Here is a 13,686-nt window from a genome sequence, read left to right on the forward strand (position 1 = left end):
AGCACATATTACCCAAAGCTATACGTTGATACGAGATGACGCATCATCACTTCTTTAAAATGAAGCATAAATCACGTGTACCCGCACAGCTTATCTGTGAATGGCTGAAGCCAGAGCCATGTAGTGATATGATTAGAGACATTCGTGTCTGAGATTGTCTCTGACTCCATAATTCGAAGGTTACAGTTATGATCATCGTTACCGGCGGCGCGGGCTTTATCGGCAGCAACATCGTTAAGTCCCTGAATGATAAAGGCATCACCGATATTCTGGTGGTGGACAACCTGAAAGACGGCACCAAGTTTGTGAACCTGGTGGATCTGAATATTGCTGACTACATGGACAAGGAAGACTTCCTGATCCAGATTATGGCCGGAGAAGATTTCGGCGATATTGAGGCGATTTTCCACGAAGGCGCATGCTCCTCCACCACCGAGTGGGACGGCAAGTACATGATGGACAATAACTATCAATACTCTAAAGAGCTGCTGCACTACTGCCTGGAACGCGAAATTCCGTTCCTGTACGCCTCTTCTGCCGCCACCTACGGCGGTCGTACTTCTGACTTCATCGAATCCCGCGAATATGAGAAACCGCTGAACGTCTACGGCTACTCAAAATTCCTGTTCGACGAATATGTGCGTCAGATCCTGCCTGAAGCAAACTCCCAGATCGTTGGCTTCCGTTATTTCAATGTCTACGGACCGCGTGAAGGCCATAAAGGCAGCATGGCAAGTGTGGCTTTCCATCTCAACACCCAGCTCAACAATGGCGAAACACCAAAGCTGTTTGAAGGCAGTGAAAACTTCAAACGTGATTTCGTCTATGTCGGCGATGTTGCAGCGGTAAACCTGTGGTTCCTGGAAAATGGCGTTTCCGGAATCTTCAACCTCGGTACTGGTCGGGCAGAATCTTTCCAGGCCGTCGCGGACGCTACGCTGGCGTACCACAAAAAAGGCAGTATTGAGTACATTCCGTTCCCGGAAAAACTGAAAGGCCGTTACCAGGCATTTACCCAGGCGGATCTGACTAACCTGCGTGCTGCGGGCTATGACAAACCGTTTAAGACCGTTGCCGAAGGCGTAACGGAATATATGGCCTGGCTGAACCGCGACGCGTAAGTATGAAAATTTTGGTGATAGGCCCGTCATGGGTGGGCGACATGATGATGTCGCAAAGTCTCTATCGCACGCTCAAGGCGCGCTATCCCCAGGCGATAATCGACGTGATGGCACCTGCATGGTGCCGTCCGCTGCTGTCGCGTATGCCTGAAGTCAACGAAGCCATCGCCATGCCGCTGGGACACGGTGCGCTGGAGATCGGCGAACGCCGTAAACTCGGTCACAGTATGCGTGAGAAACGCTATGACCGTGCTTACGTGCTACCAAACTCTTTTAAATCCGCTCTGGTGCCGTTCTTTGCAGGCATTCCCCATCGTACCGGCTGGCGTGGCGAGATGCGCTACGGCTTACTCAACGATGCGCGCGTGCTGGATAAAGAGGCCTGGCCGCTGATGGTCGAACGCTATGTGGCGCTGGCCTACGATAAAGGCGTGATGCTTTCCGCCAAAGATTTACCGCAACCGCTGTTATGGCCACAACTGCAAGTCAGTGAAGGCGAAAAATCACTGACCTGTAACCAGTTCTCCCTCTCTGCTGAACGCCCAATCATCGGCTTTTGCCCTGGCGCAGAATTTGGTCCGGCGAAACGCTGGCCTCACTATCACTATGCTGAACTGGCGAAGCAACTGATCGACGAAGGCCATCAGATTGTGCTGTTTGGCTCGGCCAAAGATCATGAGGCCGGCAATGAGATTCTGGCAACGCTGAACACCGAACAGCAGGCGTGGTGTCGTAACCTGGCTGGCGAAACGCAGCTGGAACAGGCCGTTATTCTGCTTGCCGCCTGTAAAGCTGTTGTCACCAATGACTCCGGCTTAATGCACGTTGCCGCGGCGTTGAACCGACCTCTGGTAGCATTGTATGGCCCAAGTAGTCCTGACTTTACCCCGCCGTTGTCTCACAAAGCGCGGGTCATTCGTCTGATTACGGGTTATCACAAGGTTCGTAAAGGGGATGCAGCAGAAGGTTATCACCAGAGCCTGATTGACATCACTCCCCAGCGTGTACTGGAAGAACTCAATGACCTGTTGTTACAAGAGGAAGTCTGACGGATGCGGGTTCTGATCGTTAAAACATCGTCAATGGGCGATGTACTGCATACGTTGCCCGCATTAACGGATGCGCAGCAGGCCATTCCGGATATTCAATTTGATTGGGTAGTGGAAGAAGGGTTCGCCCAAATCCCCGCCTGGCATTCGGCCGTTGACCGCGTAATTCCGGTGGCGATTCGCCGCTGGCGCAAGGCCTGGTTTTCCGCACCGATTAAAGCGGAGCGTAAAGCCTTTCGCGATGCAGTTCGTTTGCAGCAGTATGACGTGATAATTGATGCACAAGGCCTGGTAAAAAGCGCCGCGCTGGTCACGCGTCTGGCGCGTGGCATCAAGCATGGTATGGACTGGAGCACGGCACGCGAGCCCCTGGCGAGTCTTTTTTATAACCGCAAACATCATATTGCCAAACAGCAGCATGCCGTTGAACGAACCCGAGAACTGTTCGCAAAAAGTCTGGGATATGCCAAACCACAGTCACAAGGTGATTACGCTATCGCGCAGCATTTTCTGAATGAACTTAATGCCGATGCGGGACAGTATGCGGTCTTCTTGCATGCCACTACGCGTGATGATAAGCACTGGCCAGAAGCTAACTGGCGGGAGCTGATTGGCCTTTTAAATAATGCAGGCATACGCATTAAGCTCCCCTGGGGTGCTCCTCATGAAGAAGCGCGGGCCAGGAGACTGGCTGAGGGATTTGATTACGTAGAGGTTCTACCGCGAATGAGCCTGGAGGATGTGGCCCGGGTATTAGCAGGCGCTAAATTTGTCGTCTCAGTTGATACCGGATTAAGCCATTTAACTGCCGCACTGGATCGACCGAATATTACGCTGTATGGCCCGACGGACCCTGGGTTGATTGGGGGATATGGGAAGAATCAATACGCGCAGAAGAGCCATTCCGGAAAGTTACAGGATCTGGATGCCAGCGCTATCAAAGTATTGCTACTTGATATTAATTTGCTTTAATTTTAAGAGACGAATCATGCTTCGCCAACACATGTTTTCTCGCCTTATCTGCAGCATAAGAAATAATCCATATGATTTTATATACGTACTATTTTATGCTGGGATCCTTGCAACCCTTGCGATGGTATTGGTCAACCCAGATGAAGCGCTAAAGGTATTTATTGTCTGTGCGATCCTGTCTCTACCATTGATTGGTAAAAATATTAAGCATGTGCTTAGCCACAAACAAAATCTATTTTTACCATTTATGTTGCTGCTCTTCGGTTTAGTCCAAATCATTTGGGTGGAAATCTTTAAGCAACCCGGTTCTGCTTTTACCGGCGCTTATCGTTCATACCAGAACGGCGGCAAGGTCATGATTTTTGCCGCACTGGTTATTGCCGCATTGACATCACAACCATCACGCGCAATAAAAAACCACATTGTCAGCATCTGGGTGATTATTACAGCGATTGGCCTGTATTTTTACGCTGGCTATCAGCTTGCCGGTGCCCCCGATCTTTCGACCTACCGTGTTGCACTCGGTTTTGAGCACCCAACCGGAGCGGCCTACGGCCTGACGTTTATCGCGTTATTAGCATCACAGGCGATTCTCAACCTGCGTTTAAAACATACCGTCTCACTTTACCTGCTACATTTCTTAATATCATTGGCCGTTATCATCACCACACAAACCCGGGCAGCTATTCTGATCTATCCGCTCCTGAGTATCGGTCTTTTTTTCATACACTATCGCCATAACCGCACTATATTATTAAGAGCGCTGCTGGCCTTCGCGGTATTAGTCGGGCTGGCAGCGATCCCCCTGAAATCGGTTATTGAAAATCGCTACCAGAATATGATGGTTGATCTGCATTCTTATAGCCAGAGTAATAGTAATACTTCCATTGGCGCGCGATTTGCGATGCAACGAGTAGGAATTGATGCCGGCAAAGCACACTATTTGGGACAATCACTTGAACAACGTGATGCTGAAATCAAAGTATCCGCTTTACAAAATGTCTCACTGCAAGGGGCACTCGCGTATGTTGACATCCATCTGCATAATGAAGTCATTGATACGTTTTCACTTAAAGGCATCCCAGGGGTTGTTGTGCTAATCTTGCTGTATAGTGCTATGTTTTTAATAGGTTACACGCAACGTAGTCCTTTACTATTCGCCATATCAGGCGCTATAGCTATCTATGGCTTAAGTGATTTATTATTATACGCTAAAGGCGAAGCCTTGAGCAGCGTTCTGACGTTATGCGTAGCGGTAATGCTGGTACCGGGTCCAACGAGAGAAAGATGCCATGATTAACGCTTCAGGTTATTTACTAAGCATTATTATACCTGTATACAATAATGCTGAATTTATTACAGCTACGCTGACGTCTATACATCAGAGTATTACTGAAGATGTTGAGTTAATAATTATTAATGATGGCTCTACAGATTTGACTGATGAACGTATCAATGCGTTTTATCGCGAAAAAAACTGCAATAACATTAAATACATCAATAAGGAAAATCAAGGTGTTGCGATTACTCGCAACGTTGGGCTTGCGCATGCTACAGGGAAATATATTGGCTTTGTAGACAGCGATGATATCATCAGCCCAAATTATTTTTCTGTTCTTCTCCCTAAATTACGAGAAGAAAAATATGATATTGTCGAATTCAATTTAACTCGTGATATCAATAAGTTGTATCAGGCTCCATCAGATAGTGAGAGCACTATAGCCCAGCATGAAATTATTTTAACTGACGACAACTACGCGCCCCTGTTACCAACATTCCGTGCCGGGCAATGGCATCTCATGACAAAGATCTTTCATCGCGACATTATCGGCGAAGATCGATTTGAAGAACATCGCCGCTACGAAGATGTTATTTTCTGCCCTTTTCAGTATTTCAAATGTCATCGTATTTTAAAAATTGATAGCAAGTTATACTATTACCGGGTAAATGATAAAAGTATCACCGAGAATATTATCGATAGTGATGCTGATAATATCTTCTTTGCCATGAAAAAAATGAGCAACTACATAAGTAAAAATGATGAAAAGCGAGCTGTTGCTTCATTAATGATTATTAATTGTTTTTTAGAAGGGCGCAAAATTTTACGCAAGAAGAGAGGGTATTATCGCTATGACGAGGATATGATTAATGATATTCAGAATGCACTGGCTAACTGTGACACCAGGGTCGTTAAGAAAAAAATTATTTATAAAATGAAGTATCCACATATTGATCGTTCCATTTCTGAAGTGAGATATAAAATAATAACAGCTTGCAAAAATTTGTTTTTTGGAAAGGGAGCTAAAAATGTTTGATAAAGTAGAAAGAGTTCTCATTTGCAAGCTAAAATTTTATGGTGATGTACTGTTAATCACACCTTTAATTAACAGTATTCAGACTCGGTATCCGCACGCTAAAATTGATCTTCTTCTTTATAAAGATACTAAATCAATCTTAGCCGCTAATGAAGGTATCAACGATTTCTATCTCATTGAGAAAAAGAAAGGTCCACTGACAAGCGTAAAAAATTACATATCAATACGTCAGCAACTAAAAAAGAACCAGTACGATCTTATCATTAATTTAACCGAACAATGGCCGATTGGTGTACTTATCGCTTCGTTACACCGTCCATCTGTTGCGTTTGAACGCGACAAGAAACAATGGAACAGACTATTTTCACGAGTTACACCACTGACTGGCACACATATTGTCGAACAAAATTTATCAATCCTCAAAGGCATTGGCTTTAGCGAAACAGAACTAAAGAAAAAAATGAGTCTTCGCTATCGTCAGGATGACTATCAATATTTGGTATCTCAACTCCCGGCATTACCTACGCAAAAATATGTTGTTATTCAACCGACTGCAAGACAAGAGTTTAAATGCTGGGATGATGATAAATTTGCACACGTTATAGATCATCTGCATCAACTTGGCCTGCATGTTTATCTTACCTGCGGACCAGCATTAAGTGAGCAACATCAGGTCCAACGCATTGCTGCGCTGTGTAAATTATCTCCTGACCTGACACTGGCTGGTCACACCACTTTCCTGCAGTTAGCCGCATTAATCGACCATGCCATTCTCTATATTGGTGTCGATTCGGCACCCATGCATATGGCAGCGGCATTAGGAACACCACAGGTATGTTTATTTGGTGCGACCAAATATCAACAATGGAAGCCATGGTCAGATAAAGCGATTGTGATTTGGGCTGGTGATTATCACCCTATGCCTTCCAGAGAGGAGCTCGACAGGTCAAAAAAATATTTAACATGGATACCAGAACAAGCTGTGATTGACGCTATCGATACGGTACTTCATGATAGTGATACTGACAAAGGTAATGAGAAAGAATAAATGGATAACAAAAATAACGTCATTAATATTGCTTACTGTACAGATGCTAATTATCTGGAATATGTAGCAGTGTCCATTATGTCGGTCATAATGAACAATCCAGGACAATCTCTTTCATTTTTCGTCTTTGTCTATGATGTCAATGATGAGGATATTGATAAATTACGTTCAACCAGCGAAAAAATTCAGGTTGTAAAGATCGATAAAGAAGAAATTGAAAAATATAATAACGACTTTGCAATCAAACATCTTAACCGCTCGACTTATATGCGTTTGGCCGTGCCGCGCTTACTAAAAGATAAGGTAGAGCATTTTATCTATTTAGATGCCGATACTTTGTGCTTTGATAAGCTCAATGAGATTAATAACATTGATATTAGTGATGTCATCTGTGCTGTTAGCCATGACTCGCTCGATATTCATGATAATAAAAATGCAAAACGTTTAGGTTTGCGCACTGATCACTATTTTAATGCCGGGTTCCTGTACATTAATGTAGCCAATTGGATCAAATATGATATTGAGCATAAAGCAAATACTGTCCTATTTGAACAAGGGAAATCATTACCTTATTTCGACCAGGATGCATTAAACATTGCTATGGATGGCAACGTTGCGTTTATTGATAACCGATGGAATTTTTTATTCAATTGGTTCAACGATGAACAAAGGGAGTCTTTTTTCTACAACTCAGAGTTCCTCCCTCGAATTGTCCATTTTACCGGCGGAAGAAAACCATGGTATAAGGAACATACAGGGCTTTCACAGCAACTCTATCTTTTCTATCATCATTTCACGCCATGGCGAAATACAGAATTGCGCTCATATGCACCACGTATGAGACCTACTGATTATAGGGTTTACTCTCGCCAGGAAGCCAAAAAAGGGAATTATTTCACCGCAATAAAATGGTATATGAAATATCTCAAAACTAAATTGCAATAAAAAAACTCCCTCACGGGAGTTTTTTTTATTTTTGCTTTAATTTTTGTATTAAATAACCTGCATAACTTATCAGCGAGGCGAAAAATTTACCCTGTAATCGCTCATGCCGAGATTTCTTTTTATATTGTTTTGGCGTTCTGGCTGGTAACAGGGGAACATCAGCCCATGGTGATGCCTTCCATGCCTCAACAAAATACTGTGCAGAGGGGTAGTTAGCCCAAGAATTCCATGGTTTAGTTACGCCAACATAATGAATAAGGATTGTATCATCCGTAATATATTTTTTATATCGAGAAAGATCTTTGCTTTTCAATTCTTGTTTAATACCATAAATGGCGTTAAATTTTCTCGGTAAAAAAATAACTTTATTTAAAAAAATAATATTTAAAACATCCTGGTCAGGGAAAGATAGTTTATTTCTTTTATCTAACAGAATATCAAAAGCAGCATTAATAAAATTCTGTTCTTTCCACTTTTTAAGATTTGCGTAGATAACTCCAGAATTAAAATATTCACTGTTTTCTGTAACATCTCTGGCGGGACTATCATCCACATCGGTAACTACAGCGGCAACATGCTGATTAATATCAATTTGACTAAGTTCAATGAGCGAACCTTTACACATCACATCGGCATCGATATATAACAGAGAATCTATTTTTTCGCCCAAATATTCGAATGCAACAAATCTAAAGTACATTGCATGGGACCAGGCATGGCCGCTCGGCAATACTTTTAATCCTTCGGCATCCATAACATAAATTGAGATATTTGTGGAAAATTGTTTTGCTAGTTTTATAATTCTTTGTTGATAATCGTCGTCCAGATAATCTGTAAAGAGATGGAAATGTATATTTAAACCTCTATTATGTAACAGTACTGATGTCATCGAGATCGCAGCACCAAACATAAAATTTTTATCAACACCCCAGGCAATGTTAAATTCTGTTTTTTGTTCAGTGGGTGCCTGATTAAATTCAAGTATCTTTTTTATGGATCGATGACAATCAAAGTTCATTCGCTACACCTATTTAATCTTATTATCAATAAATTACAGTTAGTGTTTTCAGTGCACTTTAGGACTATGTAACTTAGTCTTTATATACATCACATGACTAAGAACTGATCGGATATATTTTCGCTGTACTCTCTCATGCCGCGATTTACGTTTATACAGTTTTGCTGTATTTGCGTTAAGTAAAGACTTTTCCGCCCATGCCGATTTTTCATAAGCTTCAATGAAGTATTTAGCTACTGGGTATTTAGCCCATTTATGCCATGGTTTAGTAACACCAACATAATGAATCAACACCGTATCATCAGTAATATAATCTTGATAGATTTCATCATTTTTATTCTGCAGTTCCTGATCCACGCCGTAGATACAGTTAAAATCTCTTCTCAGAAAAATGACATTATCCACGAACAATATATTCAGAACATCCTGATCAAAATAAAGGAGTTCCTTCTGGCGCTCCTCTAAAATAGAAAACGCCTTAGTCAGGAGCTGTTGTTCTCGCCAAACATCTAAATTCGCATATACAACACCAGAATTAAAATAACCATTACTCAGCGCTGGTATACCGAGCCGGTTACCTGATTTGATACGCACTTCATCGATATCATTGATAACAGCAGCATATTCCCCACAGAAATTAACCTCAGTAAACTCTCGCAAAGAACCTTTGCATATAACATCAGCATCAAGATACAGTACGGAGCTTAATTCTGCGCTTAAATATTCAAAGGCAAAATAACGATAGTACATTGCATAAGTCCAGGCTTTCGTGCTCGGTAGCTTACGAAATGCAGCGTTATCGAAAACAAGAATCGTCACCGTCGTACTATACATTTGGGTCAGTCGATTTATGCTTTCCAGATAGTCATTATCAATATAGTCTGTTGCTATATAAAAATTGATATCGATATCAGGATTATTAACTAATACTGATGTCATTGAAATCCCGGATCCAAATAAAAAATTGCGATCGACGCCATACGCAATATTTAATTTCTTATCTTTATCGTGCGTAGAGCTGTCAATAACATGCTTTTGAATAATTACTTTTTGAAAATCAATGTTCATAATAAAATGGCCTCAAACTTTTTATGCATTTTATAGCGCTTTTCTTATTGTTCTTTGTCTTATTTTTTGCGCTTTTGTGACAGCTTGTTGAAACAATCTGGCTTCGTGGCGGAGAATTTCACGCAATGGCATTGCGAAATATACACGTAAGAAACGATAGATATCCCTGGATGTCAATCCGATCTCCAGTGAGGAGAAATAGAGCCCAATTAAATCCTTGTCACGCCAACGGCGCGGTACATGCTGACGTATTTGTGCACGATGCAGGTCAATTACAGAAAGTTTAATATCCGCGATTTCTGTTGGCATCGGCTGTTGAAGCAGAAAGTGACAGATATAACAGTCCCGATGGTTCACCCCACCACGATGCATTTTTCCGACCATCTCTGCTACACGGGTAATAATGGCCTGTTTTAAGACAAAATCAGGGCGCTCGACACCCCATCTGGCGCAAAAATCTTCAAGGCTGATTGCAGGAGACAGGTCTTCAGTGATGATAAATGACGTTCGCTCTAACGGGTTAAGTCCTTTCTGACCAAATGCAACACCGTTCATTGTATCAACATTCAGCTCTTTCAAACGGTGAATAGCTAACCATTCTCGATCTGCGCCAAGAACAGGCATGCGGAGAGAAATGAGGTTCTTCACCACTTCTTTTAGCGTGGTTCCGTGATGATATTTAAGAAAATACCCCTTACCCATCATCTCAAAACGCAGGGTACGCCGTGTTTCCAGAGCGCGGAAGACTTCACCATCCAGCTTAGACACTTCCGCGAACGGATCTTTTCCTTGCCATTGCGTGGCAAACGGTTCTTTTAGTTCAATCATTCTCAATGACCTAAAATGATATCTGCAGCCCTGTCCGCCAGGCTGTAGAGATCCTCTGTATCAGCAAAATGCCGGGCATGGCCTGCCCAGCTATTTCTCTTCTCATTATTTTGCAGCGCATCGAAAAGTGCTGTATTCAGATTTGTCTGCTCGAACGGTTCAGAAATTACCACTCCACATTGGGCGGCATTGATGTAATCGGCATATCCGCATACTTCCGTGGTTAATACAGGCAAACCTGCAACCACAGCCTCTAACAATACAATACCAGCGGCTTCCTGAACGGCAGGATGGAGCAATAAATCAGCAGCGGACATCAATTCAGCAATATCATCTCGCCCCGAGAAAAATTGTACGAGCTCTTCAATACCCAATTGGCGGGCCTGAGCACGGTAGCGATCGGCTTTATCCTGGCCTACTACCATCAATCGCGTCCGCTGGCGTATTGACTCTGGTAAAGACGCCAACGCCTGCAATGTTCTCGATACACCTTTGCGCTTAAAATCTGATCCCACTTGCAGGAGAAAAAACTGATCGCGTTGTATACCATTTTTATTCCTGACATTCTGCCTGCTGTTTTCAGGTTGCTGGCTATATTTCCGATCAGGGTAAATCCCAGGGGGAAGAATATGAAAACGCTGGTTCTCTGTTCGATAATGATGTTTGAAATCGCCAATTTGCTTGTTGGTTAACATCAATAACGCGGTGCGGGATCCTTGCTGAAATACGGCTTTTTCAAATGAAGAATAATGCCGATATCGCTGCGTCAGCTTGTAAAAAAAACCTTTTTCCCGGGCAACTTTTTCGGCATAACAGACGTCAGCTGCATAATAAACATCCAACCCCGGCATTTTATTAAACCCTACGATCCGATCAACTGGGTGCTGGCTTAAATATTGCTGAACCCACTGATAATATTGCTCATTTTTTCCATGGTTAGTTCTGGATGTTACTGGGACGAGTATAATTTCAAGCCCCTCAGGACGCTCCCCCTGCCAGCTCTGGGTAAAAACCTGAACACGGTGGCCACGTGCAGCAACCGTAAGCGCAACCCGCAGGAAATCACGTTGTAACCCGCCATAGGGAAAATACTTGTACAAACAAAAAGCAATGATCATCCATTAATATCCGCATCGCGTCGCCAGCCACACCAAACCTGATGCATAAGAGTACTGTAATCTCTGCTTGCGCTATCCAAAGATTGCCTCCCATGGCTCCGAAGCGTTGATGGCTGCTAGCTACCTGAAATTATGCAGCAGTATACCATTTATTATCACTCAATCCGAAATGAATATTTTTTAACCATATAAAAAATTTATCAATTAAAAACAATCAGATAATAAGAAACGCAATTCACCAAAAAAGTCGTACCGCACAAGACGCTAAGCCTTACAAATGGGAATATGTGCCTTTTTGATACAGTCGCAGCTAAAACAAGGCATTGCCAATTCAATCCTTTTGATACAACCTGGATAAAAATGATGGTAAAGCCATAGTTAAATACATAGAATCCCCAGCACATTCATAAGTCAGCTACTATTATGCTCGAATTGCTTTACACCGCCCTTTTCTACCTTATTCAGCCCCTGATCTGGATACGGCTTTGGGTGCGCGGACGTAAGGCTCCGGCCTATCGTAAACGCTGGGGTGAACGCTATGGATTTTATCGCCGCCCACTGAAACCTGGCGGCATCATGCTTCATTCCGTTTCTGTAGGCGAAACGCTGGCGGCGATCCCTTTAGTTCGCGCTCTGCGACATCGTTATCCCGATCTACCGATCACGGTAACGACCATGACGCCAACAGGTTCCGAGCGCGTACAGTCTGCTTTCGGTACTGACGTTCAACACGTCTATCTCCCTTACGATTTACCAGACGCACTGAACCGCTTCCTGAACAAAGTTGACCCCAAGCTGGTGTTAATAATGGAGACTGAGCTATGGCCAAATCTGATTGCTGCACTGCATAAGCGTCATATTCCTCTGGTCATTGCCAACGCACGTCTTTCTGCCCGCTCAGCTGCCGGCTATGCGAAACTGGGTAAATTTGTTAGCAGGCTACTACGTCGCATTACGCTGATTGCTGCACAAAATGAAGAGGATGGCGCACGCTTTATTACCCTTGGCGCAAGAAACAATCAGGTAACGGTTACTGGCAGTCTTAAGTTTGATATTTCCGTCACTCCGCAACTGGCTGCCAAAGCGATTACATTGCGCCGCCAGTGGGCACCACATCGCCCGGTATGGATTGCAACCAGCACGCACGATGGTGAAGAAAGCATCATCATTGCTGCTCATCAGGCGCTATTAAATCAGTTTCCGAACCTTTTACTGATTCTGGTTCCCAGACATCCAGAACGATTCCCGGATGCTATTAACCTCGTACGCCAGGCTGGGCTAAGCTATACCACACGGTCCTCGGGTGAAGTCCCGTCTTCAGCTACCCAGGTCGTTATCGGCGACACTATGGGCGAGCTGATGCTTCTGTACGGCATTGCCGACCTTGCTTTTGTCGGTGGCTCACTGGTGGAACGTGGAGGTCACAACCCATTAGAGGCCGCAGCGCATGCCATTCCGGTATTGATGGGGCCACATACCTTTAATTTTAAAGATATTTGCTCGCGACTGGAGCAGGCAAGCGGATTGATCACTGTTACCGACGCCACCACGCTGGTTAAAGAGATCTCTTCTTTACTGACAGATGCAGATTATCGTAGTTTTTATGGTCGTCATGCGGTTGAAGTTCTGTATCAAAACCAGGGCGCGCTACAACGTCTGCTGCAGCTGCTGGAACCTTACCTGCCACCCAAAACGCATTGAGGGTTGTCATGCAAAAACGGGCGATTTATCCAGGAACCTTTGATCCAATAACTAATGGCCACATTGATATCGTGACGCGCGCAACGCACATGTTTGATCACGTTATCCTGGCGATTGCCGCAAGCCCCAGTAAAAAGCCGATGTTTACGCTTGAAGAGCGCGTTGAACTGGCACAACAGGCAACGGCACATCTTGGCAATGTGGAAGTTCTGGGATTTAGCGATCTGATGGCAAACTTCGCCCGCGATAATCAGGCTAACATTCTGATACGCGGTCTGCGTGCGGTCGCGGATTTCGAATATGAAATGCAGTTGGCGCACATGAACCGCCATCTGATGCCCCAGCTGGAGAGCGTCTTTTTGATGCCTTCCAAAGAGTGGTCATTTATCTCATCATCGCTGGTTAAAGAGGTCGCCCGCCATCAGGGTGACGTGACCCACTTTTTACCAGAGAACGTTCATCAGGCGTTAATGGACAAGCTAAAGTAAAATGCGTTATTCAGC

General features: G+C 43.9%; 13 protein-coding genes. 9 read left to right on the plus strand and 4 right to left on the minus strand.

What is annotated here, in order from left to right; all coding sequences use genetic code 11:
• Nucleotides 1-188 precede the first annotated feature (188 nt).
• The 7 genes from rfaD to AACS05_RS23000 are packed head-to-tail and all read left to right on the plus strand — an operon-like array spanning nt 189 to nt 7,450.
• Nucleotides 189-1,121 carry an ADP-glyceromanno-heptose 6-epimerase gene (gene rfaD, locus AACS05_RS22970; RefSeq protein ID WP_003827312.1) on the plus strand — a complete coding sequence of 311 codons (933 nt, stop codon included), beginning with the start codon at nt 189-191 and terminating at the stop codon, nt 1,119-1,121.
• Nucleotides 1,122-1,123: 2 nt separating this feature from the next.
• Complete coding sequence (gene rfaF, locus AACS05_RS22975) at nt 1,124-2,170, plus strand: ADP-heptose--LPS heptosyltransferase RfaF (RefSeq protein ID WP_045448802.1); 1,047 nt, start codon at nt 1,124-1,126, stop codon at nt 2,168-2,170.
• A 3-nt stretch (nt 2,171-2,173) separates the two neighbouring features.
• Nucleotides 2,174-3,142: a lipopolysaccharide heptosyltransferase RfaC gene (rfaC, locus tag AACS05_RS22980; RefSeq protein ID WP_045448804.1), complete on the plus strand. Its 969-nt coding sequence runs from the start codon at nt 2,174-2,176 to the stop codon at nt 3,140-3,142.
• 16 nt (nt 3,143-3,158) lie between these two features.
• A complete protein-coding gene (locus AACS05_RS22985; RefSeq protein ID WP_190284571.1) occupies nt 3,159-4,442 on the plus strand; it encodes an O-antigen ligase family protein in 1,284 nt (427 codons plus the stop codon).
• Entirely contained in the window at nt 4,435-5,457 is a 1,023-nt protein-coding gene (locus AACS05_RS22990; RefSeq protein ID WP_045448807.1) for a glycosyltransferase family 2 protein, read from the plus strand. The genes AACS05_RS22985 and AACS05_RS22990 overlap by 8 nt, the downstream gene beginning before the upstream one ends.
• Nucleotides 5,450-6,505: a lipopolysaccharide core heptosyltransferase RfaQ gene (rfaQ, locus tag AACS05_RS22995; protein WP_045448809.1), complete on the plus strand. Its 1,056-nt coding sequence runs from the start codon at nt 5,450-5,452 to the stop codon at nt 6,503-6,505. The genes AACS05_RS22990 and rfaQ overlap by 8 nt, the downstream gene beginning before the upstream one ends.
• Nucleotides 6,506-7,450: a glycosyltransferase family 8 protein gene (locus AACS05_RS23000; RefSeq protein WP_045448810.1), complete on the plus strand. Its 945-nt coding sequence runs from the start codon at nt 6,506-6,508 to the stop codon at nt 7,448-7,450.
• 25 nt (nt 7,451-7,475) lie between these two features.
• Here AACS05_RS23000 and AACS05_RS23005 read toward each other — a convergent pair whose 3' ends face one another.
• Genes AACS05_RS23005 through AACS05_RS23020 form a run of 4 tightly spaced genes read right to left on the minus strand, consistent with a single transcriptional unit; the run spans nt 7,476 to nt 11,482 of the window.
• Nucleotides 7,476-8,468: a glycosyltransferase family 8 protein gene (locus AACS05_RS23005; RefSeq protein WP_045448812.1), complete on the minus strand. Its 993-nt coding sequence runs from the start codon at nt 8,466-8,468 to the stop codon at nt 7,476-7,478.
• Nucleotides 8,469-8,516: 48 nt separating this feature from the next.
• On the minus strand, nt 8,517-9,536 hold the full coding sequence (locus tag AACS05_RS23010; protein ID WP_045448814.1) for a glycosyltransferase family 8 protein: 1,020 nt from the start codon (nt 9,534-9,536) through the stop codon (nt 8,517-8,519).
• Nucleotides 9,537-9,566: 30 nt separating this feature from the next.
• A complete protein-coding gene (gene rfaP / locus AACS05_RS23015; RefSeq protein WP_045448815.1) occupies nt 9,567-10,364 on the minus strand; it encodes a lipopolysaccharide core heptose(I) kinase RfaP in 798 nt (265 codons plus the stop codon).
• 2 nt (nt 10,365-10,366) lie between these two features.
• Entirely contained in the window at nt 10,367-11,482 is a 1,116-nt protein-coding gene (locus AACS05_RS23020; protein ID WP_045448817.1) for a glycosyltransferase family 4 protein, read from the minus strand.
• A gap of 423 nt (nt 11,483-11,905) precedes the next feature.
• Between AACS05_RS23020 and waaA the strand changes: the two genes are divergently transcribed.
• Both waaA and coaD read left to right on the plus strand, forming a co-directional pair.
• Nucleotides 11,906-13,183: a lipid IV(A) 3-deoxy-D-manno-octulosonic acid transferase gene (gene waaA / locus AACS05_RS23025; protein WP_045448818.1), complete on the plus strand. Its 1,278-nt coding sequence runs from the start codon at nt 11,906-11,908 to the stop codon at nt 13,181-13,183.
• 8 nt (nt 13,184-13,191) lie between these two features.
• Nucleotides 13,192-13,671, plus strand: coding sequence for a pantetheine-phosphate adenylyltransferase (gene coaD, locus AACS05_RS23030; protein WP_045448820.1), 480 nt, complete (start codon nt 13,192-13,194; stop codon nt 13,669-13,671).
• Nucleotides 13,672-13,686: the final 15 nt, after the last annotated feature.

This window comes from Citrobacter sp. S-77 (assembly GCF_963864895.1).
GTDB classification, from domain to species: domain Bacteria; phylum Pseudomonadota; class Gammaproteobacteria; order Enterobacterales; family Enterobacteriaceae; genus Citrobacter; species Citrobacter murliniae.